Origin of the sequence: Hyphomonas sp. BRH_c22 (assembly GCF_000961795.1) — a bacterium.
Taxonomy (GTDB): Bacteria; Pseudomonadota; Alphaproteobacteria; order Caulobacterales; family Hyphomonadaceae; genus Hyphomonas.
This window is the reverse complement of the sequence record NZ_LADU01000084.1, coordinates 16172-41203: the sequence shown is the minus strand read 5'-3', so window position 1 is coordinate 41203 and position 25032 is coordinate 16172. Positions and strand designations below refer to the sequence as shown.

The following is a 25032-nucleotide window of genomic DNA, read 5'->3' as shown; positions in this document are numbered from 1 at the left end:
CGACCTCGTCATTACCAATGACGCGCTCTACCACTGAGCTACCGCGGCGTTGCCGTTTGCAAGTCGCGGCTTTAGCTTATGACTTACCGGATGAAAAGACCGTTTAGCCGCGAAAAGCTGTTGGAAATGTCCCACACGCCAAAAGACCCTGAAAAAGCCGTCCGCCGGGCCGAGGCGCTGCGGGCGAACCTGAAGCGCCGCAAGGCCGCAGCCCGCAAGGCGAAGGACGAGCCGCCGGTGCCGGAAGGCGGCAAGCGCGAGTGACGCGGCCGGACCTGTCGTCGCAAGCGTTCAGGCGTTCGCCCCATGCGACTCTGGCGCGGCTGGTTGAAGAGGGGCCGTTTTGCGAGATCAGGCTGCCCTTTTTCGGGCCGGTGCTGTGCGCAACGCGTCATTCAGCCATCCAGGCCCTGCTGAAGGACGCAGACCATTTCGCGGTCGATGCGCGCAATGCGGGGCACAGGTCGGCCTTTGGCCTGCCGTTCCTGCCTAAGGTTTTCCGCACGCTGGCGAACAATGTCCTCTCGCTCGATGATCCGGACCACAGGCGGCTGCGGCAGCTGGCGGATGGCCCGTTCCGGCGGGTCAGCATCGAGGCGATGCGGCCGCAGATATTGGAGGAGGTCAACCGGTTGCTTGAGGAATACATGGCCAGCGGCGACCCGGATCTTGTGGCCGGGTTCTGCCGCAAGCTGCCGCTTCAGGTGATCTATACGGTACTGGGCATGAGCGAGGCGACACGGGCCCGGTTTGACGTCGCCATGGGCGCGTTCAGCGGGAACGAATCGCCCCTGATGATGCTGCGCGCGGCCTTTGCGCTCAGCCCCCTGCTTAAGGCCCTGCGCGGCGAGCTTGCCGACTTGCGCCGCGATCCGCGCCCCGGCCTGATGAGCGAGCTTGTCCATGCCGGGGAGGCTGGCGAGCAGATGAGCGAGGACGAACTGGTGACGATGGTGTTCATCCTGTTCGTCGCGGGCCATGAAACGACCACGCACCTGCTCTCGGCCAGCATTTATGCCCTGTTGACCGTGCCCGGCGCCGCCGAGACCTTTCGCGGCCTTGAGGGCGAGGACCTGTCGGCCGCCGTCGACGAACTGATGCGGTTCACCGGGCCGGTGCAGATGACGAAGCCGCGTTTCGTGCGCGAGGACATGGCATTCGAGGGCCGGGCGCTGAAAAGGGGCGAGAAGGTGATAGGCCTGCTGGCGGCCGGCAATGTCGACCCGGACGTGTTCGGCAATCCGCTGGCGCTGGACCTTGCGCGGCGTCCCAACCGTCATCTCGGCTGGGGCAGCGGTCCGCACATGTGCCTTGGCCTGCACCTCGCCAAGGCTGAGGCCGAGATCGCGCTCTCCGAACTGTTCCGGCGGGCGCCGGGCATGAAGCTGCAGGCGCCGCCGGATACGCTCAAATGGGTCAAACGGTCGGGCCTGCGGGGGCTTGAGTCGCTGCCCGTCAGCCTGTCCTGAGGCCGGGGCGCCCTGAACCTGCTGCGTTTGCGCCTCAAGGTTCCACAATCACGCCTTTCCCGCGCCGTGAACAAGACTATAAGTGCGCGCCATGGATAGATTGAACATCATTGGCGGCGCTCAGCTGAATGGCCGCATTCCCGTCTCTGGCGCCAAGAACTCGGCGCTGAAGCTCATGGTCGCATGCCTGCTGACCGACGAGCCCATCACGCTCACCAATATGCCGAGCCTCGCGGACACGCGGTTCCTGGCGCAACTGCTGGAAACGCTGGGTGTCGAGGTTTACTGGCCGAAGGGCGAGTCGACCTGCCACCTGAATGCGGCGGAGCTGAAAAGCACGATCGCGCCCTATGAACAGGTGCGCAAGATGCGGGCGAGCTTCAATGTGCTCGGCCCGCTGATCGCCCGTTCCGGCCATGCCACCGTGTCGCTGCCCGGCGGCTGTGCCATCGGCGCGCGTCCGGTCGACCTGCACCTGCAGGCACTGCAAGCCATGGGCGCGGACCTGAAAGTCGAGAGCGGCTACGTCAAGGCCGCTGCGATCCAGGGCCTGAAGGGCGCCCATATCGTGTTCTCCATGCCGAGCGTCGGCGCGACCGAGCATGCAATGCTGACGGCGACGCTGGCCAAGGGCGAGACCATTCTCGAAAACGCCGCGCGCGAGCCCGAAATCGAAGACCTGGCCGATTGCCTCAACAGCATGGGCGCAAAGGTGAGCGGCGCGGGCACATCGACGATCCGCATCCAAGGTGTGGAAAAGCTGCATGGCACGACCCATGCGGTGATGCCGGACCGGATCGAGGCAGGCACCTATGCCATGGCGGCGGCGGCGGCTGGCGGCGACGTCACGCTGGATGGCGCCCCGGTCGAGGCGCTTGGCGCGATGATCGCCAAGCTGCGCGAGGCCGGTGTCACGGTCGATGCCGACGAGGCGGCCCACACGCTGCGCATCCGCCGCAATGGCACGCGCCTGAAGGCCGTCAGCGTCTCGACCCAGCCGCATCCCGGCTTTCCGACAGACCTGCAGGCCCAGTTCATGGCCCTGATGAGCCTTGCCGACGGCACCAGCATCATCCGCGAGACGATCTTCGAGAACCGCTTCATGCATGCGCCCGAATTGTCGCGCCTTGGAGCCGACATAAATGTGCGGGGGCAGGAGGCCGTGGTCAAAGGCGTGCCGCACCTGACAGGGGCGCCGGTGATGGCGACCGACCTGCGCGCGTCGGTTTCTCTTGTCATCGCAGGGCTTGCCGCAGAAGGTGAGACTGTGGTGAACCGTATCTACCATCTGGACCGCGGCTTTGAGCGGCTGGAAACGAAATTGAATGCCTGCGGCGCAAATATCCAGCGCCTGTCAGGCGAGGACGAGTAAGGGACTGGGATGTCTGAACCACACGCGCTGCGTCTCCTGGCCGAAACGGCCGAGGATCTTCAGGTCATTGCGGCGGCTGTCCAGGATTCCGTCGTGAAGGCTGGCAGCCTAAAATATGAAGCCCGCAAGAACCGCTTCTCGCTGGAACTCAACCGCTTTCGCTGGGAAGCCGGCCAGCCCCGCGCAAAGGAAGGCGCGCGCGTGCGCTCGCTGCTGGCCTTTGACGGCGTGCTGGGCGCGAAGACGCGGGCCGTCACCAAGGCCGATCCGGAACTGATCCTCTCCCTGCTCGACGTGAGCTTCACGCTGGCAGACGAGCCGCCGGGTGGCACGGTCACGCTGCTGTTTGCGGGCGATGGCGAAATCACGCTGAACGTTGAAGTGCTCGACGCCACCCTGCTCGACAGCGATTATGTCTGGCCGACGCGCAACCTGCCGAGCCACGAGCGGAGGCGTCGCTAGGTGGCGCGCCGCTTCGATTCCACCGCGCCTGGATTCAAGGATGCGTTTGCTGCCTTTCTCGGTGAAGACCGGGGAACGGGGCATGACGTGGCCAGCATCGTGGCCAGGATCCTGAATGATGTCGAAAGCCACGGCGGCAGGGCGGTGGCCGATTACACGGCCAAGTATGACGAGCTGCAGATCGACCCGACCACGCTGGAATCCGACAATGTGAACCTGCATGCGCTGGCGGCAGACTGCCCGGCTGACCTGCGCGAAGCCATCGATTTCGCGCATGACCGGATTGCGGCCTATCATGCGGCCCAGCGCCCGGCAGACCATTCCTTCACCGACAGCGCAGGCGTCGAGCTGGGCTGGCGCTGGACGGCGCTGGAAAGCGTCGGCGTCTATGTTCCCGGTGGGCGGGCGAGCTATCCCTCGTCGGTCCTGATGAATACGGTCCCGGCGAAGATTGCCGGCGTGGAGCGCATCGTCATGGTTGCGCCTGCACCCGGCGGCGAACTGGCACCGGCCGTGGCCTATGCCGCGCTGAAGGCCGGCGTACACGAGTTCTACCCGATTGGCGGAGCGCAGGCCGTCGGCGCGCTGGCCTTCGGGGCCGGGCGGCTGAGGCCCGTCGACAAGATTGTCGGTCCGGGTAATGCCTTCGTAGCAGAGGCCAAGCGCCAGGTGTTCGGCCGCGTCGGCATCGACACGATTGCAGGCCCGTCGGAAATCCTGATCATCGCAGACCACACGGCCAACCCGGACTGGGTTGCGGCCGATCTCCTCTCCCAGGCCGAGCATGACCCCTCCAGCCAGTCGATCCTGATTACTGTGGATCAGTCTGTGGGCAAAGCTGTGGAAATCTCTGTGGAAAACCAGTTGAAGGAACTGGCGACCGGCGAACGCGCCCGGGTTTCCTGGGAACGCCACGGCGCGATCGTCACCGTGCCGGACCTCGGTACCGCCGCCGCAATTGCCAACCAGATCGCGGCGGAGCACCTCGAACTCGCCATTGACGATCCTGACGCGCTGTTGCCGCAGATCCGGCATGCCGGGGCGGTTTTCCTCGGCCACCTGACACCGGAAGCCCTCGGCGACTATGTCACCGGTTCGAACCATGTCCTGCCGACCAGCCGGGCGGCCCGTTTCGGCTCCGGCCTTGGCCTTTATGACTTCCTCAAACGGATGAGTGTCCAGCGCGTCAGTTCCCGGGGCTTTGCCGCGCTTGCGCCCGCTGCCATCAGGCTGGCGGAGGCGGAACGCCTGCCGGCGCATGCGCGCTCGGTCTCGATCCGCACCAACCGGGGGGAGGGCGATGGGTGATAACCGGCTGATATCGGTCAGTATTGACGAAGACACGCTGGGCGCGACCAGCCCCGACGCCGAACATGAGCGCCGCGTGGCGATTTTCGACCTGATCGAGGAAAACAGTTTCGCCCTGCCGGGCCATGATCGCGGCCCCTATGCGCTCACCCTGTCACAGGTCGAGCGCAAGCTGGTCTTTGCGGTCCGCGACGAGGCCGGGGAAGACGTGCACACGTTCATCCTGTCGATGGGGCCGTTCCGGGGCGTGATCCGCGACTATTTCATGATCTGCGACAGCTATTACGATGCCATACGCAACCAGACCCCGCACCAGATCGAGGCGATCGACATGGCGCGGCGCGGCGTCCACAATGAGGGCTCGGAGCTCGTCGCCGAACGGCTGGAAGGCAAGGTCGAGGTCGATTTCACCACCGCCCGCCGACTCTTCACCCTGATCTGCGCCCTGCATGCCGGGCAGACGCGATAGGCCGTCTCCTGTTCAGGTGGCAAACAGGGCTTTCGCTCTTTCCACGTCATAAGCCCGTTCGGTCAGGTTCTCCGGGTCCCATTCGCTGCGATGGATGCCGAAGAAGTCGCCGCCATAGACGTGGATCGCCCCGGTCAGTTTCTGAATGGGGTTCGTCACCGAATGAATGATGTCCTTGCCGAGTGGCGTGACATCGCCCGTCGACATCGCTTTCGCGCCAGCGGCTTCGATACGGCCATCCGGATCGTCCTTGATTCGCCGCCAGAAGATATTGTCCTCGCGGCCGCCATAGACACCGATGACCGCCCACATTTCGTGATTGTGCGGCATCAGGGTCATGCCCGGTTTCCAGACCACATTCAGGATGGTGAGGTCATCTGCCCGATAGATCGGGAAGATACCCCCTGCCGTCGGTTCGCCGACGGCGGCCAGCACGTCCGCCGGGTCGCTGAAGGCGCGCGCCGTGAGATCGTGCACGGCCTTGTGGGTCGGGTCAGCGGCCACCGCCGCGCGGCAGTCTTCGACGAAGCGGTCAAGATCAAGCATGGTATCCTCCAGGGCCGATAATCGTAAGTCAGGATGACCCGGCGAACAACCACGGACCCATCTGACCTTCCAAGCTTGCCGGAATCTGTGCAAAGGGCTATGGCGCGCCCTACATATGTTTCGGCGGCGCAACGGACCGCTCTGAATTTGGAGACTTCATGTCGAAAGAAGAACTGATCGAATTTGAAGGCACGGTCGTCGAACTGCTGCCGAACGCGACGTTCCGCGTTAAACTCGAGAACGAGCACGAAATCATCGCCCACACTGCAGGCAAGATGCGCAAGAACCGTATCCGCGTGCTGACCGGCGATAAGGTCATGGTTGAAATGACCCCCTACGACCTGACCAAGGGTCGCATCACCTACCGCTTCAAGTAGTATCCATGGCGAGCTTCGGACACGCGCCGCTCATCCTTGCGAGCGCCAGTCCCCGCCGTCGGGACCTGCTCGCGCAGATCGGCATCGTCCCGGCCCGCATCGCCCCCACCGACATCGACGAAACGCGCCGCAAGGACGAGCCGCCGCGCGCACTGGCCGAACGCCTCGCCCGGGAGAAGGCGGCGGCGTGCGAGGCTGACGGTTTCGTTCTGGCGGCAGACACGGTGGTCGCGCTGGGCACCCGCAACCTGGAGAAGGCCGAGGACGCAGCCGAAGCCGAGGCCTTCCTGCGCCTTCTGTCGGGTCGGTCGCACCAGTGCATCACCGGGATTGCCGTGAAGGCGCCGGATGGCCGCGTGCAGTCGCGCACCGTCCTCGCCAGGGTGCGGATGAAACGCCTCACCGATGAAGAGATCGCCGCCTATGTCGCCAGCGGCGAATGGCAGGGCAAGGCAGGCGGCTATGGCATCCAGGGCATGGCCGGCGGTTTCATCACGCATATCAATGGCAGCTATACGGCGATTGTCGGCCTGCCATTATACGAAACGAAGTCTTTGCTTGAGGGCATGGGGTGGCGGGCGAGCCCATCCAGCTGATCTCCCAAAGCGGCTCATCCTGAGCGCTCAGATCGGCCGCAGGCGAGCCCCCGTTTCAGGCCCGCTCGGTTGCCGCGACGGCGGCGAGGCTGAGCATGACGATGGCACCGATGCCCAGCCAGAGCGGATTGGCGCTGGCCAGCGCACTGATGTTTTCCTGCGCCTGAAGGATCGATGTCGTCAGCGAGGCATCAAGCCCGACAGAATCGGCCAGCAGTTTCGGCAACTGGGATGCCGCCAGAAGCGCGCCGCCCAGACCGGTTGCACCCAGCAGCAGCTTGCGCAGGCGGGCCTGCGCCCGGATGCGGCCCATCACCCTGTCCACGAAGGGCCGGGCCTCATGCTCGCGGTCTTCAGCAGCGAACAGGGCGGTCAGGTCGGCGTAAGTGTCTTGGTCTCGCATGGTGTCTACTCCATCACGCCACTTGGGTGGCGGCAAGGTCTTTGCGAAGGGCGGCCACGCCGCGCGTCACATGGGATTTTATCGTACCGAGCGGCCATCCGGTCGCTTCGGCGGCCTCCCGGTGGCTCAGGCTGGCGGCGACACACAGGGTGACACAGATGCGCTGGGCCTCGGGCAGCCTGGCGAGGGCGCGCGACAGGTCCATCTTGTCGCCCGTGTCCGCAGCGGACCGGTCGAAGGGAATGATCTCGGCTGTCTCGTCAAATTCGATCTCCACTCTCTGGCGGCGGCGCACCTGCAGGAATTCGCGGTAGCAGATCGTGCAGATCCAGGCCGCGAACGTGCCCCCCGCATAAGTGCCGATTTTCTGCCAGGCGGTGAGGAAGGTCGCCTGGGCAATATCGTCCCCGTCGCTGGCCGTGCCCGTCAGGCGCCGGGCCATGCCCCGCACCCTGGCCTGGTGGCGCCGCACGAGTTCGGCAAAGGCGCTCTCGCTGCCGCGAGCGGCATCGGCTGCCAGGTCAGGGTCGGTGCGCATGTCGGTGCCTCCCGCAGCGACGATCCAGAGATCAGGCCGGTTTGCGGCCATGACCGAATGCCCAGAGGCCAAGATACGCCAGTCCGAGGAAAACCGGAAATGCGGCCACGCCGAGCATGGGCAGCAGGGCATCGCCGTCCTCAAAGTTGACCATCATGCCGAGCACGCCAAAAGCGGCGCCGAATGCGATGAACAGCACGCCGCGGCGCAGGTCGGCACGGACCGGATCGACCAGCAGGGACATTTTCTCGATCAGTTCCGGCGAGACGGTCTGGCCGGCATCGATGGCGTGGCGCACGGTTTCATGGGCCGTCAGGCGCTTGCGATAGTTGAAATAGCTGACCAGCCAGATGCAGACCGGTACGACAGAAAACAGGACGATTGGGACGAGGACGTCTTCCATGATGATGTCTTTCTTACAGTTTCACCGGATCATTTTGCCCGGCTTCAAGGGGTAGATGCCGCGAGGCAGGCATTTGGATGCAGCCGGGTGAAAAAACTTCCTGCCGCGATTGCTTGCAGGGGCCGGAGCACGCCTGTAATCGCGGTGGCGACATGGTGAAACTGACCCCCAAAGCCAAAAAGCGCCCGCATGTGGCGGCTGATCTCGCCACGCGGTCCGGGCGCAAACGGGCGCGGCGGGAGCTTGTATGGGGCGACCACGGCTTCCTGCGGGCCCGGTTCAGCAATCTGCACCAGATCGCGCCCGGCATGTGGCGCGCGAACCAGCCCTCGCCGCGCCAGATCGCGGCCCACGCGAAGGAACGGGGCATCCGCACCATCATCAACCTGCGCGGGACCAGTACCAAGGGCTATTACCTGCTGGAAAAGGAGGCCTGCGAGGCGGCGGGCATCGCACTGGTCGATTTCCAGGTCTTTTCCCGGGACACGCCCACGCGGGAAGCCATCTTCGCTGCGCGCGACCTGTTCGAGCGAATTGCATATCCGGCGCTGATGCACTGCAAGTCGGGGGCTGACCGGGCGGGCCTGATGGCTGTCCTGTACAAGCTGCTGCACGAAAAGGTGCCGTTCGAGGAGGCGCGAGAGCAGCTTTCGTTCAAGTACCTGCACATCAAGCATGGCAAGACCGGCATGCTGGACTGGTTTTTCGACGCCTATGCGCGGTTCAATGCGGGCCGGGCGCGTACGGACTGGAAACCCTTCCTCGACTGGGTCGCCGAAGACTATGACCGCGCCGCCGTGAAGGCCGAATTTCTCGAATCGTTCGGCAGCAAAGTGCAGTTCGACAAGATTATCGGGCGGGAATAGGCGCTTTCCCTGTCACCAGATTCATGATTGCCTTGGCACCTGAGCTGATCATGGAGATGCCGGAATGCGCCACATAATCCTTTCAATCGCGGCGCTGACCACGCTTGGATCCTGTAGCGGCAACAGCGATCACAAGGCCCTTGTGGCCGCCTGCACGGCCGATGGCGAAAGCGCCGAAACCTGTTCGTGCATCGCCGATGCAATGGAGGCCAAGCTCGATCCTGACCTGTTCAAGCGCACGGCCCAGTCGATCGGGCGCGAAAAGCGCGATGTCGAAGCCTTCGTTACCTCGCTGACCGGTGAAGAGCAGATGCAGTTTGCCAGCGTCGTGAGCGACATGTTCACCTGCAAACTGTCGCCGCCAAAGGAGTAAGGGGACGCGGCCGGACTGGTGCAAATTCGCACCGGCCCGCAAGCGAGTTTCGTTTCATACGTGTAATCGCGTGACGGCGCGCTTTTATCCGCCTAAATTCGGCTTCGAAACAGGAAGGGGACACCCATGAAGTTCTTAATCATCAACAGTTTCCGTATCATGGTCTACGTGGCATATATTGCGATCATTGTCGGGGGCATCGCGCTCGGCCTCTACAACAAGGGCGAATTCAGCAACGAGATGCTCGGCCTGGCCGGCGGACTGGCCCAGGTGGCGGACTTCGCCATCTTCACCGCGGCCGGCTGGATTGCTGCCAGCCTTGTCTGCGGCCTGATCGTTACGCTGATGGACATTCGCGACGATATCAATGACCGCCTGCCGGACGCGCGCCGCGACGACTGACCGGCCGATGAAACCGAGGAAATCATGTAATGCCGCCGGGAATCACCGGCGGCATTTTTTCTGGAAGGACTGAAACATGCCACCCCTGGAAGCTGCTGCCGTCTATATCGGCATCAACATATTGCTGCTGATCTACCTGTCGTCGCGTGTCGTCTTCGTGCGCCGATCGGCCCAGATTTCGATCGGACATGGCGGCAATGCCGAACTGGAACTGCGCACCCGCACGCATGGCAATGCGTCCGAATATATCCCGGCCATGATGGTCGGCCTTGTGACGGCGGCCTATATGGGCATCCCGGCGCTGTGGATCCACATTCTGGGCGCCACGTTCACGTTTGGCCGCATTCTGCACGCCATCGGGCTGTCGCGGACGATCCTGCCGGCCCGCGCGGCCGGCATGCTGCTGACATGGATCCCCCTTGTCGGGATCGCAGGCATGCTGATTTATCACGGGCTTGCCTGATTTGAGCAGTTGCACGGCCCGGCGGGGCGGTCCATTTAGCCGGTATGGCTGAATTCAAGACTCCACCGGCTGAATTGCTCGCCGGTCTCATCGACCAGTGCCTGAAGGCAGGCGCCGACGCTGCGGATGCCCGTATCGGCGCGGCAGAGGGCGTCAGCGTCTCTGTCCGCGACGGCAGGATGGAAAGCATCGAGCGCGAAGAGAGCACGAACGTGGCCCTGCGCTGCCTGTTCGGCAAGCGCCAGGCGCATGTCTCCGGCTCCGATCTCTCGACCGAAGGCCTCCACGCCCTCGCCACGCGCTGCGCCGCCATGGCCCGCGCCGTGCCGGAAGACGAATATTGCGGCCTCCCGGACGCCAGCGAACTGGCCACAGGTCAGCTCGACATGGACCTGACCGGCGAGCCGGAGATTTCGGCCGAGACGCTGGAGCAGGAATCGCTGGCCGCCGAGGCTGCGGCCCTGGCCGTGAAGGGTATCAAGACAGTGGCCGGCTGCGGCGCCTCGTGGAACCGTTCCTCGCGCTGGGTCGCCGCGTCTAACGGCTTTTCCGCTTACAAGACCGGCACGAGCACCAGCCTCGGCCTCGCCTCGGTTGCCGAAAAAGACGGCGCCATGGAGCGCGATTATGAAAGCTGGTCCGTCCGCCGCACGATTGACCGCCCCAGCGCCGAAACCATCGGCCGCACGGCGGGCGAGCGCACGATTGCGCGTCTCGGTGCCCGCAAGCTGGAAACCCGGAAAGCGGCGGTCCTGTATGACCGGCGCGTGTCCGGCGGCCTGATCGGCGCGCTGATGAGCGCGATTTCCGGCCCGTCCATCGCGCGCGGTGTCAGCTTCCTGAAGGACCGGATGGACACACAGGTCTTTGCGAAGGGCGTCAACGTGATCGACAATCCGTTCCGGCCCATGGGCATGGGCTCGCGCTGCCATGATGGCGAAGGCCTGCCCGTCAAGGAAACCTACCTGATCGAGGATGGCCGTCTCACCGAATGGCTTCTGAATGGTGCGTCTGCGCGCCAGCTGGGCCTTAAGCCCAATGGCTTTGCCGCCCTCGGATTTGGCGATCCGCCCGGCGTCACCACGTCGAACCTCTATCTGCAGGCGGGTGAGAAAACGCCTGCCGAACTGATGGCACAGGCCGGAGAGGGCCTGCTCGTCACCGACATGTTCGGCCCGTCGATCAATCCGAATACGGGCGACTATTCCGTCGGCGTCGCCGGGTTCTGGTTCGAAAATGGCGAGATTGCCTATCCCGTATCGGAAGTGACGATTGCAGGTGACCTGCCAGCCATCTTCGCGCGCCTGATCCCCGCCTCCGACCTCGAATTCCGCGGCACGCGCGATGCGCCCAGCATCCTTGTCGAGGACATGAGCCTTGCCGGCAGCTGAACGCACGCTGGTCGAAGACCTGGTGACCCTGCGCAGCCTTGCCATAGAGGCTGGGCAGCTGGCGCTGTCCTACATTCTGGAAGGCCAGTCGGCCCGCGCCTGGGAAAAGACGGGCGGCAGCCCGGTCACCGAGGCCGACATGGCCGTCAACCAGCTCTGCGATCTGCGCCTGTCGGCTTCGCGGCCTGAATATGGCTGGCTGTCGGAAGAGACGCTGGATGATCCCGCCGCACGCCAGAAGGACCGCTGCTGGGTTGTCGACCCGATTGACGGCACGCGCGCCTTCATGCGCGGCGACCCGAACTGGTGTGTCGGCCTGGCAATCGTCGAGGCCGGCCAGGCGGTTGCGGGTGTGCTATACGCTCCGGCGCTCGGCCAGCTCTACGAGGCGCGTATCGGCGGCGGCGCTTATCTCAACGGCAACCTGATCCGTGTGTCGGAATGCGGAACGGAAGCCGGATGCCGCCTGATCGCGGCCGAGGAAATGCTCAATCACAAGGGCTGGCCCGAGCCGTGGCCCGCCCTCACCGTGCCGCGCCCCCGGCCCAATTCCACCCTCCTGCGCATGGCCTTTGTCGCCTCGGGCGCGTGGGACGCGACCCTCGTGCTCAGCCATAAGTCGGACTGGGACCTCGCGGCAGGGACCATTCTGGTCCATGAAGCGGGCGGCGTGGCGACGACACACCGGGGCGAGCCGCTGCACTTCAATCGCACCATTCCTGCACAGCGCAGCATCATCGCGTCTGGAAAACGCCTGCATCCTCTGTTAGTGCGCCGGTCAGGATTTGTGGATATACCTGACCCACAGGACAAGGCGGCCCCGGCCGCAGCAACAGTCAAAACGGAGCCAGTCAAAATGGGTGATGCCCCAAAGGCCGGAAAACAGCTGCTTCACATCGTGTTCGGCGGTGAACTGAAAGACGTGCGGGAAGTCGAATTCGAAGACCTCTCGAAAATGGATTTCGTTGGCGCGTTTGCCAGCTACAAGGAAGCCTATGACGCGTGGAAGGCTGCTGCCCACCGTACGGTCGATCATGCCGAAACGCGCTATTTCATCCTCCATGCCCACCGGCTGCTCGACCCGGAGACGGGGGAACACCATAACGTCTGACCGCGCCAAACCGGTGCGCCGTTCCGGCGCCCTGACGCGTCTTGGCAGGGAGCGGTTCGCCGCGCACTGGCGGTGGTTCGCGGCAGGCACGCTGTGCGCCGCGCTGACCTCGATTGCGGCGGCCTCCTACGGTTATCTCCTGAAACTCGTGGTCGAGGGGCTCGAAGCGCTTGCCGGGCCTGACAAGGCCACCGTTCCCACCAGCCTCTGGTGGCTGATCGCGATCATCGGCGTCGCGGCCATTGTCCGCTCGCTCGCCCTCTATGGCATGACCATCTTCAACAATACCGGCGTGCAGCGGGCGATCGTCGATATCCAGCAGGACCAGTTCGGTTCCCTGACGGATGGCGACTATGCACGCATCGCGGCGGAAGCCTCCGGCGGCTTCGTTTCGCGCTTCATCAATGACGTGAATGCCCTGCGCGATGCCGGCCTGCGCATCGCCAACAACCTCACCAAGGGCGTGCTGACGGTCATCGGCGTGTTCATCACCATGCTCGTGATGGACTGGAAGCTGACCCTTGTCCTGCTGGTGATCTACCCTATCGCCTTCGCGCCCGTGCTCGCCCTCGGCAACCGCGTGCGTAGACGCTCGCGCCAGTCGCAGCAGCAGATCGGCGAAGTCACCTCCCTCTTGGGAGAGGCCTTCCAGTCGGCCCGCGTGGTCAAGGCCTATGGCCTCGAAGACTACCAGAAGGCCCGCGCGGCGAAGGGTTTCCGCGAACGCTCGCGCCTCTTCCTCAAGGTGCTGACAGACCGCGCCGCCGTCGATCCGATCCTCGAGATCACCGGCGGGCTCGCGCTTGTCGGCATCCTTGCGCTGACCGCCTGGCGCATCGCGCAGGGCGATACGTCGCTCGGTAATTTCGTCGGCATCATCGGCGCCATTGCCGTCGCTGCGCCGGAACTGCGCGCGCTCGGCACCTTGAACTCGGTAGCGCAGGAAGGCGGCGCGGCGGCCGACCGCGTGTTCGAGATCACCGACGCGGCACCCGAGATCGCTGACTCTCCCGGCGCCGGGCCCATGGCCAAAGTCACCGGCGCCATCGCCTTCGACAATGTGCGCTTTGCCTATCCCGATGGCACGGAAGCCCTGAAGGGCCTCTCCTTCACCGCTGCCCCGGGTGAGACGATTGCGCTGGTCGGCCCGTCCGGCGCTGGCAAGTCCACCGTGTTCAACCTTCTCCTGCGGCTCTACGACCCTACCGGCGGCACAGTCTCCGTAGACGGAACGAATGTGCGTGATGTCAGCGGGGCCAGCCTGCGCGCAAGCATGGGCCTCGTCGCACAGGACGCGGCCCTATTCGACGACACGATCCGCGCCAATATCGCGCTGGGCCGGCTTGGTGCCAGCGATGAAGAAATCGAGGCAGCTGCAAAAGCGGCCAATGCTCACGAATTCATCCGTGCACTGCCGGGCACCTATGATGCCCCGGCGGGCGAAATGGGACGCAACCTGTCAGGCGGCCAGCGCCAGCGCGTTGCACTTGCCCGCGCCATCCTGCGCGGCGCGCCGATCCTGCTGCTGGACGAGGCCACATCCGCCCTCGACGCCGAAAGCGAGGCCAAGGTGCAGGACGCGCTCGCGAAATTCGCCACTGGCCGCACCACGCTGATCATCGCCCACCGCCTGTCCACCGTGCGCGCCGCCGACCGCATCATCGTCATGGAAGATGGCCGCGCGGTCGAGGACGGCACCCATGCGGTCCTGATGGACAAGAACGGCGCCTATCGCAGGTTGGTGGACCTGCAGCTCAGCTAAGGGATCGAAGGCGCATCCTTTGACTTCGCTCAGGATGAGTGCTCCGGCTCCTCAATCGCCGGTGAAATCCGGCTTGCGGCCCTTCAGGAATGCGCTGACGCCTTCCTTGAAATCATCAGATTGCTGCAGCAGGGCAAAGGCCTCGAGGTCGCGATGCCCCGTCGCACGGGCCAGCGCCAGCGCGGCGACATTCACGTCCTGCTTCACGCTTTTCAGCGCCGTCGGGGGCAGGGCGGCTGCCGCCTCGGCAATCTCGCGCGCCTTTGCCATGGCCGTGCCTGCGGGAACGACATGGTCGGCAAGACCCCAGTCCAGCGCCATCGGGGCAGGAATCTTCTCGCACAGCGCCGCAATGCGCTTGGTCCGCGCCGGGCCGACCAGCGCGACGAAGCGCGGGATGGATCCCCAGCTCATGTTCATGCCGCGCTCGACTTCGGGCACGTAGAAGGTGGAATTGTCCGCCGCCACGCGCAGGTCGCAGGCCGTTGCCAGGGCCACGCCCCCGCCCACGCACCACCCTTCGACCGCACAGATCGTCAGGGCATCGACATCCTCCCATGCCTGGCACATGCGTGGCCCCCGGCGCAGCATCACCCGCCGCTGGCTCAGCGAGGCTTTCGCCGCCGCCGTGCCGTCCGGGTCTTTCAGGTCGGCGCCCATGCAGAACTGGTCGTCGCGGCCGGTCAGGATGACAGCGGAAATCTCCGGGCAGTCATGGAAGCCCTGCGCCGTCTCGGTCAGCTGGCGCATCAATTCCTGGCTCAGCGCATTGGCGCGGTTGCCCGTATCGAACCGCACGGTCGCAATCCGGCCTTCGCGCGTGACGCTGACAAGGCCGCTCATTCAGGCGTCGCCTGCCTTGCGTTCCTGCGGCAGCTGCGCGGCTGCATGCTGAAGGAATTTTGCCAGTTTCTCCGCGCTCTCCGCGCCCTGCACGGCCACCGCGCGATTGGCGATATAGGTCGGCACGCCGCTGACGCCCATCTGGCGGAAGGCCTCGGCCTCCTCGCGCACATTCGCCACATCGGCATCGGTCTTCAGCAGGTCGGCCACGATCTCCGCATCAAGCCCGATCTCGCGGGCGATATCGACCAGGACCTCATGGTCGCCAATGTCGCGTCCATCCTCGAAGAAGGCCTTGAACAGGGCTTCCTTGGCCGCCGCGCCCTTGTCCTGGCCCTGCGCCCAGCGCACGATTCGGTGCGCATCGAAACTGCTCGGCCGGCGGGTGATCCTGTCGAACTGATAGGGAATGCCCTCGGCCGCGCCATAGTCGATCAGGGCCTGGCGCATCTGGCCGGATCGTTCACGGCTCTCATCCGAACCGCCGAACTTCTCCTTCATGTATTCCTTGTAGTCGACACCCGCCGCCGGGATCGTCGGGTCCAGCTCGAACGGCCGGAACACGAGCTGCACGTCGACCTCGGGAGCGAGCTTTCGCGCCGCCTCGATCCTGCGAAGACCCAGCCAGCACCACGGGCAGACCAGGTCCGAAACCATTTCCACAACAACTGTCATGCACCCAGCCTAAGCGTGCTGCCGCTGCCACGCAACCGGGGCAACAAGATGTAATCGGGCTGCAAGCCGGAACTTATTTCTTTCGCCCGCCCAGAACGGCCACCAGTTCCTCCACTTTTTCGCGCCGTGCATCCATGTCATCGTCCTTGAGCGCGTGGTCCACGCAGGTCGCAATATGGTCGTCGAGGATCAGACCTTCGAGGCCTATGAGTGCCGCCTTGATCGCCTGCACCTGCCGGACGATATCGATGCAATATCGGTCGTCGGCCACCATCTTGGCGACGCCTCGCACCTGCCCTTCGATCCGGGCGAGCCGCTTGGCGGCGGCATCTCTGGTTTGCGTTTTCATGGAGCGGTGTCCTTCGTCAGGGAGCCTGCAGTATCGTCGCCGCCACGGGTCTTTGAAAGGTAGAAATGCTCGAAGGCGAAAATGACGCCCATGCCTGCCAGCGCGATTACAACGATCAGCGGATCACTCTGCGCCTTCATCAGCAGAAACGCGCCCAGCGCCACGGCGTCCAGAATGATTGCAGTGATCAGCACGGGTGCCCGTGCCCCGACATCCTGGCGCAGGTGCCGATAGACGCCCCAGTGAATGATTATGTCCATGACGATATAGAAAATCGCTCCCAGTGATGCGATGCGCGACAGGTCGAACAGTGCTGCCAGTAAGCCGGCAGCAACGACTGTGTACACAAGTGTATGCGTCTGCGTGTTACCCGGCAGGCCGAGCTTCGGCTCCGGTATCAGGTCCATCTCCACCAGCATGGCCAGCATGCGCGAGACAGCAAACACGCTGGCCAGCAGGCCGGACGCTGTGGCAACGATGGCAATCGCCACCGTGAACCAGACACCATATTCGCCGATGCTCGGCCGCGCGGCCTCAGCCAGTGCATAATCCTTCGCCTTGACGATCTCTTCGATGCTAAGGGTTGATCCGACGGCATAGCAGACGAGCAGGTAAATTGCGGTGCAGACGGCCAGCGAGATCATGATCGCCCGGCCGACGTTCTTTTTCGGATCTTTCACCTCGCCACCGGCATTGGTGATCGTGGTGAAGCCCTTATAGGCGAGAATGGCCAGCGCCATGCCCGCGAGGAAGCCGCCGGCTGACGTCTTATCGCCGATGCCGCCCTCGGCTGGCTGGAAGGCAAACCCGGCAGCCCACAGGGCCAGCAGGGCGAAGACGAGGATGCCGCCGATCTTCAGCACGGCGGTCACCTTGGATACCGAACCAATCATGCTATTGCCGGCAATGTTCACGAGGAATGCGCCGACGATAAGCCCGAGCGCTAGAACTGGCACCAGGATGCCGCCCTCCATGCCGAACAGCTGCAATGTATAGGTCCCGAATGTGCGCGCCACGAGGCTTTCATTGATGATCATCGAGAATGCCATCAGCAGCGCTGCCCCGCCGGTCACCGTGCCCGGCCCATAGGCCTTCTTCAGAATCATCGCGATGCCGCCAGCCGAAGGATACTTGTTCGATACCTTGATGTATGAGTACGCGCTGAAACCGCAGATGATGGCCGCCATCAGGAAGGCCAAAGGAAACAGGCTTCCCGCCAGTTCCGCAACCTGTCCGGTCAGCGCGAAAATGCCCGCGCCGATCATCACACCTGTTCCCATCGCGACGGCTCCAGGTAGCGTCAGGCTGTTCTTTTCGTATGAGGTGCCCATCAGAGTTTCAGTGCACGCAGGCGCAGGGCGTTTCCGATCACCGAGACCGATGACAGGCTCATCGCCGCCGCCGCAATCATCGGGCTCAGCAGCAATCCGAACACAGGGTACAGGACGCCCGCCGCCAGCGGGATGCCGAGCGTATTGTAGATGAAGGCGAAGAACAGGTTCTGGCGAATGTTGCGCATCGTTGCATGGCTGAGAGTGATGGCTTTTGCGATGCCTGCCATGTCGCCCTTCACCAGCGTGACGCTGGCGCTTTCCATCGCCACATCTGTGCCGGTGCCCATGGCGATGCCGACGTCGGCCTGCGCCAGCGCCGGGGCGTCGTTGATGCCGTCGCCGGCCATCGCCACGACGGCGCCGTCGGCCTGCAATTCCTTGATGATCCGGTTCTTGTCTTCCGGCGAAACGTCCGCACGCACGTCGTCGATGCCCACTTGCCGGGCCACGGCGCCGGCCGTCGCCGCGCTGTCGCCGGTCAGCATCACGACTTTCAGGCCTTGCTTGTGCAGCGCTGCAATGGCGTCCTTTGTCGTCGCCTTGATCGGGTCAGCGACGCCGATCAGGCCGGCCGCCTTGCCGTTCACGGCAACGAACATCACGGTCTGGCCATCATTCCTGTAGGTCTCCGCCGCTTTGGCGCGCGCTTCATTAAAGCCGCCTGTCCGCCGCATCATCTTCGCATTGCCGATGGCGACCGAATTACCATCAACGCTGCCCTGCGCGCCTTCGCCCGTGACGGATTCGAAATCCTGCGCGGCGCTCACGCTGATGCCGCGGTCTTTCGCGCCCTGGACAATCGCTGCCGCCAGGGGATGCTCGCTCGCCGCCTCAACCGCGGCAACCAGTGCCAGCAATCCGGCTTCATCCCAGCCGTCTGCGGGCTCAACCGTCACCAGTTTCGGCTTGCCTTCGGTCAGCGTGCCGGTCTTGTCGACGACCACCGTATCGACTTTCTCCAATGTCTCCAGCGCCTCGGCATTGCGGATCAATATGCCGCTCTGCGCGCCCTTGCCGGTGCCCACCATGATCGACATCGGCGTCGCAAGGCCCAGTGCGCACGGGCATGCAATGATCAGCACGGCGACGGCATTGACCAGCGCAAAGACCAGCGCCGGATCCGGCCCGAACACGGCCCACACGATGAATGTCAGCACAGCCGTTGCCACCACGGCCGGCACGAACCAGGCCGCCACCGCGTCCGCCAGCCGCTGGATCGGCGCCCGCGAGCGCTGCGCCTCGGACACCATGCGCACGATCTGCGCCAGCACCGTGTCGTCGCCCACGCGCGTCGCGGTCATCACCAGCGCGCCTGTCGTGTTCAACGTGCCGCCCGTTACCGTGTCACCGGCCGCCTTGGCCACCGCAACGGGTTCACCTGTCACCATGGACTCGTCAACATTGGACTTGCCCTCAGCCACTTCGCCGTCCACCGGCACTTTCTCGCCGGGCCGGATACGCAGCCGGTCACCGGACTTCACCTCATCGAGATTGACGTCCTGCTCGCTGCCATCCTCGCGGATGATGCGCGCTGTCGGCGGTGTCAGCTGCAGCAGCGCCCGGATCGCGCCTGAGGTTGCGCTGCGGGCCTTCAGCTCCAGAACCTGCCCCAGCAGGACCAGCGTCGTAATGACTGCCGCTGCCTCGTAATAGACATGCACCTGGCCATTCATGCCGCGAAAGCTGTCCGGGAAAATCCCCGGCGCCACGGTGGCCACCAGGCTGAACAGGAAGGCCATCCCTGTGCCCAGTGCGATCAGTGTGAACATGTTCGGGTTCATGGTTTTGACCGATCGCCACCCGCGTATGAAGAAGGGCGCCGCACCCCACAGCACGACCGGCGTTGCCAGCGCCAGCTGGATCCACGCCGCCCAGCCTTCCGGCACAATGCCGTGCAGCGGCCGGCCGGGGATCATGTCGCCCATCGCATAGAGGAACAGGGGCAGGGTAAACACCGTGCTGACCCAGAACCGGCGCGTCATGTCGTCGAGTTCGCTCCTGTCCTCTTCCAGCGAGACGGTCTCGGCCTCCAGCGCCATTCCGCAGATCGGGCAGCCTGTGTTCGATGTCTCGCGCACCTGCGGGTGCATCGGACAGGTCCACACCGTGCCGGAATAGCCTTCGGGCACGTGGTCATAGGCGCTGTCGGGTTTTGCTGGCTTGGCGCTGCCATGACAGTGGGCATGCGCTGCATCCCCTTTGTCCGGGGCGTCGTGAGGGTGATGGCTATGGGTGTGGGAGGATGTGTCTTTGGTCATGGGTGTGCGCTCCGGTTCCGGCATTCACACGCTCATGTAATACCCCCATGGGGTATATTCAAGGTTCAGTCAGCGCGTGTGGCACACCAGCTTGCTTTCCTAACCCTTCGGAGAGGCATTCCGTTCCCGCGCCCTTGTCCGTGGCGCTATTCTGCCGGTTCATCCATTGGCTCCGGCACCGCCACGCCTTCAGCCTCCAGCGCCCGCAGCACATCGCTCGCCATCCATGTGTCCGCAGGGGCCATCTGGGGCGCGCGCTTCAGTTCGAGGCCGAATGGCAGGGCCACCTTTTCCGGCGGGCCAGCGGGCACGGTCTCATGTTCGGCAAACAGCGTGCGCGGCGCAGGCGTCGGCAGCATGGAGGCGAGGAAGAAGCCGCCCGCGATGATCGCGCCGGCCCAGACATTGGACTTGAACACGGCCAGCGCCGCCTGTTCCTGGCTGCTCTTCAGGCGCACAACCTGCCACAGGCCATGGGCCAGGAAGGCCAGCGCCGTCACAGCGCCCGCCCGCACCGATCCGTTCATCACCGCCGCCAGCGCCACCAGCGCCGCCGCGCCCATATGGAAACAGAAGCTCACCAGCACCGCCCGCTTGCCGAACAGGCGCGCGGTCGAGCGCACGCCGATCAGCGCATCGTCTTCGCGGTCCTGCAGGGCATAGATCGTGTCATAGGCAATCGTCCACAGGACAAGGCCCGCATAGAGCACGAACACAGGCACCGACAGGCTGCCCGCCGTCGCCGCGCCGACCCAGACGCCCCAGTTGAAGGTCAGCCCCAGCCAGGCTTGTGGCCACCAGGTCACCCGCTTCATGAACGGGTAGGCCGCCACCAGCGGCAGCGCGCACAGCGCCACCAGTTTCGCATCGCCGGGCAGGCAGGCCCACACCGCCAGCCCCACCGCCAGCTGCACCCCCAGGAAGACAAAGGCCTCGCGCAGCGTCACCGCGCCCGATGGCAGCGGCCGCAGCGCCGTGCGCGCCACTTTCGCGTCGAAATCCCGGTCGGTAATGTCGTTCCACGTACAGCCCGCCCCGCGCATGGCCACCGCCCCCAGCAGGAACAGCGGCACCCAGAAGAGGTCCACGAGGTACAGCCCCGTGCGCATCCGCACGAAGGCAAGGCCAATCAGGCAGGGCAGGTAGAGCAGCCAGATGCCGACCGGCCGGTCGAGCCGCGCCAGCATGGCATAGGGCTGCATCCAGTCCGGCAGTTTCGCCAGCAGCCCGGGCAGGGCGCTGTCAGCCGGAATGGCCTGCAGGCCGGGCCTGTCACGTGTGTCGATCTGCTTCATGGCGCGGCTTATACAGGGAATTTCGGCTTTTCACAGCCTCAAGCAACCCTCGCGCGAACAGTCATCCCGCGGCCGGTTCAAAGGCATATTGCTCGGTATCGACGCTCGCCTGCGCGGCGGGGGAATAGCGCGGGCCTTTCACGGCTTCCGGCGCGAACACGCTGTCCAGCGCCGCGACCTGATCCGGCGTCAGGGCCAGTTCGGCGGCCTTGAAATTGTCCCTCAAATGCTGGCGGCTGGTCGTTCCCGGGATCGGCACGCAGCCCGGTTCCTTCGCCAGCGTCCAGGCAATCGCGAGCTGCGATGTTGTCACCCCCAGGTCACCCGCCATGGCCTGCGCCTGTTTCAGCAGCGGCAGGTTCTCGCTCCAGTAGGGCTCGGTCCAGCGCGGGAAGATGCGCCGCATGTCGCTGGAATGATAGTCCTTCGGCGCCGGCGGATTGTCCGCCAGGTAGCCGCGCCCCACGGGCGAAAACGGCACAAAGGTCACGCCCAGCTCCCGGCAGGCGTCCAGCACGGCAATCTCCGGGTTGCGCGTCAGCAGGGAATATTCAGACTGCATCGCCGCCACCGGATGCACCGCATGGGCCCGGCGCAGCAGGCCCTCGCCCATTTCCGACAGGCCCACCATGCGGATCTTGCCCTCGGCCACCAGGTCCGCCATCGCGCCCATTGAATCCTCGATGGGCACCTTCCTGTCCGGCCGGTGCATGTAATAGAGGTCAATCGTCTCGCGCTGCAGGCGCTTCAGGCTCGCCTCGCAGGCCGCCTTGATGCTTGCAGGCCGCGCGTCGATCCTGCGCGCCTCGCCATCGAACAGCAGCACGCATTTGCTCGCCTGCAGGAACTCGCTTTGCCGGTGTTTCAGCGCCGTGCCGATCAGCGTCTCGTTCCTGCCAAAGCCATAGATCGTCGCCGTGTCGAGAAAATCATAGCCAAGATCGAGCGCCTCGTTCAGCAGCGCGGCGGCCTCCGCCTCATCCGATGGCGGCCCATAGCCATGATGCAGGTTCATGCAGCCAAGGCCGACGGGATAGACAGTGTCAGACCCCAGCTTGCGCGGTGTTGTGCTCATGATGCGTGCTCTCTGATGATTTGGTTTCGAGGACAGCCTAACGGGCGGGAGCGCGCGAGGCCAGCCCCCCTACGCGCGCCTCCCGGCGAATGCCGGGACCTCATGCGATGGCGTCCCGAATTTCCCCCAAGTGCCCCCTCTCCCTCGGGCTTGCGAGGAGAAGCAATCGCACTGCGATTGCCCGAGCAAGCCCGAGGGAGAAGGGGCGCTCCAATCCATCCACCTTCCGGCCGCAGGCTCAGCTGATCGAAACGGTCTTGCGGTTCACAAAAGCCTTGATGCCATCGGCGGCGAGTTCGCGTCCGTAGCCGGACTGTTTGACCCCGCCGAACGGCAGGCGCGGGTCTGAGGCGACCAGCGCATTCACGAAGGTGGAGCCGGCCTCGATGTCGCGCACGGCCTGGGCGATCTCGGCCGCGTCCTGCGTGAAGATGGCCGAGCCGAGGCCGAAATCGCTGCGGTTGGCCCGCGCGATCGCGTCGTCCAGGCTGCTGACGCGCCAGAGATTGGCGACCGGGCCGAACATTTCCTGCTCCGCGCCCGGCGTGCCGTCCGGCGCCTCGGCCAGAACCTGCGGGGCAAACCACCAGCCCTTGCCGGGGAGCTTGGCCAGCTTGCTGATCCGCTTCGCGCCGCCCTTCAGTGTCGCCTCGACCTGGCCGGCCAGTTCATCGCGGATCGCCTCGGTCGCCAGCGGGCCGATATCGGTCTCCTCCAGCAGCGGATCGCCGACGCGCAGCGCCTCGATCCGGGCCACGAAGGCCTGCGTGAAGGCGTCGTAGACATCGGTGTGAACGAGGAACCGCTTCGCCGCGATGCAGGACTGGCCATTATTGCGTGTGCGCGATTTCACCGCCGTCTCTACCGCCTTGCCGAGGTCTGCCGACGGCATCACGATAAAGGCGTCCGATCCGCCAAGTTCCAGCAGCGAGGGTTTCAGCTCCTCTCCGGCGATCATCGCGACACTCCGCCCGGCCGGGCCGGATCCGGTCAGTGTCACGGCCTTCACCCGCGCGTCGCGGATGACGCCTTCAACGGCTTTCGACCCGATCAGCAGCGTCTGGAAGCAGCCCTCCGGGAAACCCGCCTCGCGGAACACTTTCGCGATATTCAGCGCCGATCCCCAGACATTCGAGGCGTGTTTCAACAGGCCGACATTGCCCGCCATCAGCGTCGGCGCGGCAAAGCGGAAAACCTGCCAGAACGGGAAGTTCCACGGCATCACCGCCAGAACCGGGCCCATGGGCAGGTTGCGGACAAAGGACTGGCTGGCCTCGGTCTCGATCACTTCGTCCCTGAGGTAGTCCTCGGCATGGTCGGCATAATGGCGGCAGACCAGCGCGCACTTTTCCACTTCCGCCACGGCTTCGCTGAGCGGCTTGCCCATTTCCATCGTCATCGTGCGGGCAAAGGCCTCCTTGCGCGCGTCGAGAATGTCGGCGGCCTTGTGCATCAGTCGGGAGCGCTCGGTGAAACTCGTCAGCCGCCAGGTCCGGAACGCCTCATCGGCCCGTTCGATCGCCGCATCCACTTCCGCGCTGCCGTGCGGGGTAAAGGTCTGCAGCGCTTCGCCTGAGGCAGGGTTGACGGAGGTGACGACGGGCTTGCTCATGAGACGATCCTTCGGCTTAACTTCAATCCTATATAGGCATATAGGACGCCGATGAGTTCCATGCCTCGCCTATTCGTGAACAGTGATCTTGTCGCAGGCGATGCCTTCGCGCTTGACGAGGAACAGTCGAAATACCTGACCCGCGTCATGCGGCTGGGGCCTGGCGATCCGGTCCGCGTGTTCAATGGCCGCGATGGCGAATGGCGCGCCGAGATCAGCAAGGTCGAAGGCCGCCGCGCCGATCTCGTGCCCGTCGAACGCTTGCGGGGCCAGCAGGCAAATGGCGGCGTGCAGCTGACGCTGCTCTTCGCGCCGGTCAAGAAATCGGAGACGGATTTCATTGTCGAGAAGGCCACCGAACTCGGCGCCGCCCGCATCCAGCCCGTCATCACCGAACGCACCCAGACCCGGACTGTCCGGCTCGACCGGTTCCAGAAGATTGCCCTCGAAGCCGCCGAGCAGACAGAGCGCCTGGACCTGCCGGAGGTGAGCGACGCGGTGAGCCTTGATGCGGGCCTGGCGGCCTTGCCGGCCGGCACGGCGGTGATCTTCTGTGACGAGGCGGGCGACGAGGCGGACGCCCCCTGGGGCGGGCAGGCGGGCAGGGCGGCGCCCATGGCCCACGTGCTGGAGGACCTGGGCAATCGTCCCGCCGCCATCCTGATCGGCCCCGAAGGCGGCTTCAGCCCGGCAGAGCGCGCCTTCCTGCGTAGCCGCGCCGATACGCATCCCGTCAGCCTCGGCCCGCGAATCCTGCGCGCCGAAACCGCCGCTGTTTCGGCCATGACGCTCTGGCAGGCCCTCTGCGGGGATTGGGGTTAAGGCGCCCGCACATATTTGATGAACGGTGTTTTCGTGCCGATCCGGTCATAGAGCTGGCGGGCGACCGTATTGAATTCCTGCGTTGTCCAGTAGACCGAGGCGGCGCCATGCGCATCGGCGGCCGCATAGACCGCTTCGATCAGGGCCCGGCCGATACCTGACCCGCGCACATCCGGGTCGGCATAGAGGTCCTGCAGGTAGCAGGTGTCGCCGATCTCCCAGTTCGTGCGGTGGAACAGGTAGTGCGCGATGCCCACGGGGTGTCCGCCCAGAAGCGCGATCAGGCCGCGATACTCGTTCGGGGCGCCCGACAACATCCGCGCAAAGCTGGACGCATAAACATCCTCGGGCCGTTCGGTCTCGTAGAAGGCGAGATAGGCTTTCCACAGCCTGCGCCATTCGGCCTCGTCCGACGCTGCCAGCGGGCGAATCTCCAGATCAGACGCGGCTGGCATTGT

General features: G+C 64.7%; 29 protein-coding genes. 16 read left to right on the top strand and 13 right to left on the bottom strand.

Annotated elements, in window-relative coordinates; translation table 11 throughout:
* Window positions 1-90: 90 nt before the first annotated feature.
* The 6 genes from VR74_RS20895 to VR74_RS10925 all read left to right on the top strand — a co-directional run bounded on the left by VR74_RS20895 (window position 91) and on the right by VR74_RS10925 (window position 5080).
* The gene (locus tag VR74_RS20895; RefSeq protein WP_299950202.1) at window positions 91-264 is read left to right on the top strand and encodes a hypothetical protein; all 174 of its coding nucleotides are present in this window, start codon (window positions 91-93) and stop codon (window positions 262-264) included.
* Window positions 261-1469, top strand: a complete 1209-nt coding sequence (locus VR74_RS10945) for a cytochrome P450 (protein WP_045696718.1) — start codon at window positions 261-263, stop codon at window positions 1467-1469. Before VR74_RS20895 ends, VR74_RS10945 begins: the two co-directional genes overlap by 4 nt.
* 91 nt (window positions 1470-1560) lie before the next feature.
* The gene (murA, locus tag VR74_RS10940; RefSeq protein ID WP_045696717.1) at window positions 1561-2841 is read left to right on the top strand and encodes a UDP-N-acetylglucosamine 1-carboxyvinyltransferase; all 1281 of its coding nucleotides are present in this window, start codon (window positions 1561-1563) and stop codon (window positions 2839-2841) included.
* A gap of 9 nt (window positions 2842-2850) precedes the next feature.
* Complete coding sequence (locus VR74_RS10935; RefSeq protein ID WP_045696715.1) at window positions 2851-3303, top strand: DUF2948 family protein; 453 nt, start codon at window positions 2851-2853, stop codon at window positions 3301-3303.
* On the top strand, window positions 3304-4611 hold the full coding sequence (gene hisD / locus VR74_RS10930) for a histidinol dehydrogenase (protein WP_045696713.1): 1308 nt from the start codon (window positions 3304-3306) through the stop codon (window positions 4609-4611). It begins immediately after the preceding gene.
* The gene (locus VR74_RS10925) at window positions 4604-5080 is read left to right on the top strand and encodes a UPF0262 family protein (RefSeq protein ID WP_299950200.1); all 477 of its coding nucleotides are present in this window, start codon (window positions 4604-4606) and stop codon (window positions 5078-5080) included. The genes hisD and VR74_RS10925 overlap by 8 nt, the downstream gene beginning before the upstream one ends.
* A gap of 12 nt (window positions 5081-5092) precedes the next feature.
* Here the strand turns inward: VR74_RS10925 and VR74_RS10920 are convergent, their stop codons facing one another.
* Window positions 5093-5626, bottom strand: coding sequence for a hypothetical protein (locus VR74_RS10920; protein ID WP_045696709.1), 534 nt, complete (start codon window positions 5624-5626; stop codon window positions 5093-5095).
* A gap of 158 nt (window positions 5627-5784) precedes the next feature.
* On the opposite strand from VR74_RS10920, the gene infA reads away from it, so the two are divergent.
* Together infA and VR74_RS10910 are read left to right on the top strand one after the other, a co-directional pair.
* Window positions 5785-6003 (top strand): translation initiation factor IF-1, encoded by a 219-nt coding sequence (gene infA, locus VR74_RS10915; RefSeq protein ID WP_045654549.1) that lies wholly within the window; start codon window positions 5785-5787, stop codon window positions 6001-6003.
* Between the two features lie 5 nt (window positions 6004-6008).
* Window positions 6009-6599 (top strand): nucleoside triphosphate pyrophosphatase, encoded by a 591-nt coding sequence (locus tag VR74_RS10910; protein WP_045696707.1) that lies wholly within the window; start codon window positions 6009-6011, stop codon window positions 6597-6599.
* Window positions 6600-6654: 55 nt separating this feature from the next.
* Here the strand turns inward: VR74_RS10910 and VR74_RS10905 are convergent, their stop codons facing one another.
* Genes VR74_RS10905 through VR74_RS20890 form a run of 3 tightly spaced genes read right to left on the bottom strand, consistent with a single transcriptional unit; the run spans window position 6655 to window position 7943 of the window.
* Window positions 6655-7002 carry a hypothetical protein gene (locus VR74_RS10905; RefSeq protein WP_045696705.1) on the bottom strand — a complete coding sequence of 116 codons (348 nt, stop codon included), beginning with the start codon at window positions 7000-7002 and terminating at the stop codon, window positions 6655-6657.
* Window positions 7003-7015: 13 nt separating this feature from the next.
* Window positions 7016-7591 carry an RNA polymerase sigma factor gene (locus VR74_RS10900; RefSeq protein WP_299950199.1) on the bottom strand — a complete coding sequence of 192 codons (576 nt, stop codon included), beginning with the start codon at window positions 7589-7591 and terminating at the stop codon, window positions 7016-7018.
* Window positions 7572-7943 carry a DUF6249 domain-containing protein gene (locus tag VR74_RS20890; RefSeq protein ID WP_299950197.1) on the bottom strand — a complete coding sequence of 124 codons (372 nt, stop codon included), beginning with the start codon at window positions 7941-7943 and terminating at the stop codon, window positions 7572-7574. The genes VR74_RS10900 and VR74_RS20890 overlap by 20 nt, the downstream gene beginning before the upstream one ends.
* Before the next feature lie 152 nt (window positions 7944-8095).
* Between VR74_RS20890 and VR74_RS10890 the strand changes: the two genes are divergently transcribed.
* The 7 genes from VR74_RS10890 (at window position 8096) to VR74_RS10860 (ending at window position 14311) form a co-directional block, all read left to right on the top strand.
* Window positions 8096-8809 (top strand): sulfur transferase domain-containing protein, encoded by a 714-nt coding sequence (locus VR74_RS10890; protein ID WP_045696703.1) that lies wholly within the window; start codon window positions 8096-8098, stop codon window positions 8807-8809.
* Between the two features lie 64 nt (window positions 8810-8873).
* Complete coding sequence (locus VR74_RS10885) at window positions 8874-9182, top strand: hypothetical protein (protein WP_045696701.1); 309 nt, start codon at window positions 8874-8876, stop codon at window positions 9180-9182.
* A 126-nt stretch (window positions 9183-9308) separates the two neighbouring features.
* A complete protein-coding gene (locus VR74_RS10880; protein ID WP_045696699.1) occupies window positions 9309-9584 on the top strand; it encodes a hypothetical protein in 276 nt (91 codons plus the stop codon).
* A gap of 76 nt (window positions 9585-9660) precedes the next feature.
* Window positions 9661-10047, top strand: a complete 387-nt coding sequence (locus VR74_RS10875; protein WP_045696697.1) for an MAPEG family protein — start codon at window positions 9661-9663, stop codon at window positions 10045-10047.
* Window positions 10048-10091: 44 nt separating this feature from the next.
* Window positions 10092-11438: a TldD/PmbA family protein gene (locus VR74_RS10870; RefSeq protein WP_045696695.1), complete on the top strand. Its 1347-nt coding sequence runs from the start codon at window positions 10092-10094 to the stop codon at window positions 11436-11438.
* Window positions 11425-12549: an inositol monophosphatase family protein gene (locus VR74_RS10865; protein WP_299950195.1), complete on the top strand. Its 1125-nt coding sequence runs from the start codon at window positions 11425-11427 to the stop codon at window positions 12547-12549. The genes VR74_RS10870 and VR74_RS10865 overlap by 14 nt, the downstream gene beginning before the upstream one ends.
* A complete protein-coding gene (locus tag VR74_RS10860; RefSeq protein WP_299950193.1) occupies window positions 12473-14311 on the top strand; it encodes an ABC transporter ATP-binding protein in 1839 nt (612 codons plus the stop codon). Before VR74_RS10865 ends, VR74_RS10860 begins: the two co-directional genes overlap by 77 nt.
* A 51-nt stretch (window positions 14312-14362) precedes the next feature.
* On the opposite strand, the gene VR74_RS10855 is transcribed toward VR74_RS10860, so the two are convergent.
* From VR74_RS10855 to VR74_RS10820, 8 genes are all read right to left on the bottom strand, one after another.
* A complete protein-coding gene (locus tag VR74_RS10855) occupies window positions 14363-15154 on the bottom strand; it encodes an enoyl-CoA hydratase/isomerase family protein (protein ID WP_045696690.1) in 792 nt (263 codons plus the stop codon).
* Window positions 15155-15829 (bottom strand): DsbA family oxidoreductase, encoded by a 675-nt coding sequence (locus tag VR74_RS10850; protein ID WP_045696689.1) that lies wholly within the window; start codon window positions 15827-15829, stop codon window positions 15155-15157.
* A gap of 73 nt (window positions 15830-15902) precedes the next feature.
* The gene (locus VR74_RS10845; RefSeq protein ID WP_045696687.1) at window positions 15903-16178 is read right to left on the bottom strand and encodes a metal-sensitive transcriptional regulator; all 276 of its coding nucleotides are present in this window, start codon (window positions 16176-16178) and stop codon (window positions 15903-15905) included.
* The gene (locus tag VR74_RS10840; protein WP_045696685.1) at window positions 16175-17509 is read right to left on the bottom strand and encodes an APC family permease; all 1335 of its coding nucleotides are present in this window, start codon (window positions 17507-17509) and stop codon (window positions 16175-16177) included. The genes VR74_RS10845 and VR74_RS10840 overlap by 4 nt, the downstream gene beginning before the upstream one ends.
* Complete coding sequence (locus VR74_RS10835) at window positions 17509-19770, bottom strand: copper-translocating P-type ATPase (protein WP_045696731.1); 2262 nt, start codon at window positions 19768-19770, stop codon at window positions 17509-17511. The genes VR74_RS10840 and VR74_RS10835 overlap by 1 nt, the downstream gene beginning before the upstream one ends.
* Window positions 19771-19916: 146 nt before the next feature.
* A complete protein-coding gene (gene ubiA / locus VR74_RS10830) occupies window positions 19917-21065 on the bottom strand; it encodes a 4-hydroxybenzoate octaprenyltransferase (protein WP_045696683.1) in 1149 nt (382 codons plus the stop codon).
* A 61-nt stretch (window positions 21066-21126) separates the two neighbouring features.
* Window positions 21127-22140 (bottom strand): aldo/keto reductase, encoded by a 1014-nt coding sequence (locus VR74_RS10825; RefSeq protein WP_045696681.1) that lies wholly within the window; start codon window positions 22138-22140, stop codon window positions 21127-21129.
* A 238-nt stretch (window positions 22141-22378) separates the two neighbouring features.
* Window positions 22379-23752: an NAD-dependent succinate-semialdehyde dehydrogenase gene (locus VR74_RS10820; RefSeq protein ID WP_045696679.1), complete on the bottom strand. Its 1374-nt coding sequence runs from the start codon at window positions 23750-23752 to the stop codon at window positions 22379-22381.
* Window positions 23753-23812: 60 nt separating this feature from the next.
* On the opposite strand from VR74_RS10820, the gene VR74_RS10815 reads away from it, so the two are divergent.
* A complete protein-coding gene (locus tag VR74_RS10815) occupies window positions 23813-24574 on the top strand; it encodes a 16S rRNA (uracil(1498)-N(3))-methyltransferase (protein WP_299950191.1) in 762 nt (253 codons plus the stop codon).
* On the opposite strand, the gene VR74_RS10810 is transcribed toward VR74_RS10815, so the two are convergent.
* Window positions 24571-25029, bottom strand: a complete 459-nt coding sequence (locus VR74_RS10810) for a GNAT family N-acetyltransferase (RefSeq protein WP_045696675.1) — start codon at window positions 25027-25029, stop codon at window positions 24571-24573. The genes VR74_RS10815 and VR74_RS10810 overlap by 4 nt on opposite strands.
* Window positions 25030-25032: the final 3 nt, after the last annotated feature.

What these genes read in the sequence shown, in the direction of transcription:
- VR74_RS10875 (WP_045696697.1), top strand. Translation starts at nt 9,661, where the DNA reads ATGCCACCCCTGGAAGCTGCTGCCGTCTATATCGGCATCAACATATTG.
- VR74_RS10860 (WP_299950193.1), top strand. Translation starts at nt 12,473, where the DNA reads ATGCCGAAACGCGCTATTTCATCCTCCATGCCCACCGGCTGCTCGACC.
- VR74_RS10840 (WP_045696685.1), bottom strand. Translation starts at nt 17,509, where the DNA reads ATGGGCACCTCATACGAAAAGAACAGCCTGACGCTACCTGGAGCCGTC.
- VR74_RS20895 (WP_299950202.1), top strand. Translation starts at nt 91, where the DNA reads ATGAAAAGACCGTTTAGCCGCGAAAAGCTGTTGGAAATGTCCCACACG.
- infA (WP_045654549.1), top strand. Translation starts at nt 5,785, where the DNA reads ATGTCGAAAGAAGAACTGATCGAATTTGAAGGCACGGTCGTCGAACTG.
- VR74_RS10835 (WP_045696731.1), bottom strand. Translation starts at nt 19,770, where the DNA reads ATGACCAAAGACACATCCTCCCACACCCATAGCCATCACCCTCACGAC.
- VR74_RS10845 (WP_045696687.1), bottom strand. Translation starts at nt 16,178, where the DNA reads ATGAAAACGCAAACCAGAGATGCCGCCGCCAAGCGGCTCGCCCGGATC.
- VR74_RS20890 (WP_299950197.1), bottom strand. Translation starts at nt 7,943, where the DNA reads ATGGAAGACGTCCTCGTCCCAATCGTCCTGTTTTCTGTCGTACCGGTC.
- VR74_RS10815 (WP_299950191.1), top strand. Translation starts at nt 23,813, where the DNA reads ATGCCTCGCCTATTCGTGAACAGTGATCTTGTCGCAGGCGATGCCTTC.
- VR74_RS10855 (WP_045696690.1), bottom strand. Translation starts at nt 15,154, where the DNA reads ATGAGCGGCCTTGTCAGCGTCACGCGCGAAGGCCGGATTGCGACCGTG.
- VR74_RS10935 (WP_045696715.1), top strand. Translation starts at nt 2,851, where the DNA reads ATGTCTGAACCACACGCGCTGCGTCTCCTGGCCGAAACGGCCGAGGAT.
- VR74_RS10900 (WP_299950199.1), bottom strand. Translation starts at nt 7,591, where the DNA reads ATGGCCGCAAACCGGCCTGATCTCTGGATCGTCGCTGCGGGAGGCACC.
- murA (WP_045696717.1), top strand. Translation starts at nt 1,561, where the DNA reads ATGGATAGATTGAACATCATTGGCGGCGCTCAGCTGAATGGCCGCATT.
- VR74_RS10905 (WP_045696705.1), bottom strand. Translation starts at nt 7,002, where the DNA reads ATGCGAGACCAAGACACTTACGCCGACCTGACCGCCCTGTTCGCTGCT.
- VR74_RS10880 (WP_045696699.1), top strand. Translation starts at nt 9,309, where the DNA reads ATGAAGTTCTTAATCATCAACAGTTTCCGTATCATGGTCTACGTGGCA.
- ubiA (WP_045696683.1), bottom strand. Translation starts at nt 21,065, where the DNA reads ATGAAGCAGATCGACACACGTGACAGGCCCGGCCTGCAGGCCATTCCG.
- VR74_RS10920 (WP_045696709.1), bottom strand. Translation starts at nt 5,626, where the DNA reads ATGCTTGATCTTGACCGCTTCGTCGAAGACTGCCGCGCGGCGGTGGCC.
- VR74_RS10825 (WP_045696681.1), bottom strand. Translation starts at nt 22,140, where the DNA reads ATGAGCACAACACCGCGCAAGCTGGGGTCTGACACTGTCTATCCCGTC.
- VR74_RS10890 (WP_045696703.1), top strand. Translation starts at nt 8,096, where the DNA reads ATGGTGAAACTGACCCCCAAAGCCAAAAAGCGCCCGCATGTGGCGGCT.
- VR74_RS10820 (WP_045696679.1), bottom strand. Translation starts at nt 23,752, where the DNA reads ATGAGCAAGCCCGTCGTCACCTCCGTCAACCCTGCCTCAGGCGAAGCG.
- VR74_RS10810 (WP_045696675.1), bottom strand. Translation starts at nt 25,029, where the DNA reads ATGCCAGCCGCGTCTGATCTGGAGATTCGCCCGCTGGCAGCGTCGGAC.
- VR74_RS10925 (WP_299950200.1), top strand. Translation starts at nt 4,604, where the DNA reads ATGGGTGATAACCGGCTGATATCGGTCAGTATTGACGAAGACACGCTG.
- VR74_RS10885 (WP_045696701.1), top strand. Translation starts at nt 8,874, where the DNA reads ATGCGCCACATAATCCTTTCAATCGCGGCGCTGACCACGCTTGGATCC.
- VR74_RS10870 (WP_045696695.1), top strand. Translation starts at nt 10,092, where the DNA reads ATGGCTGAATTCAAGACTCCACCGGCTGAATTGCTCGCCGGTCTCATC.
- VR74_RS10850 (WP_045696689.1), bottom strand. Translation starts at nt 15,829, where the DNA reads ATGACAGTTGTTGTGGAAATGGTTTCGGACCTGGTCTGCCCGTGGTGC.
- VR74_RS10910 (WP_045696707.1), top strand. Translation starts at nt 6,009, where the DNA reads ATGGCGAGCTTCGGACACGCGCCGCTCATCCTTGCGAGCGCCAGTCCC.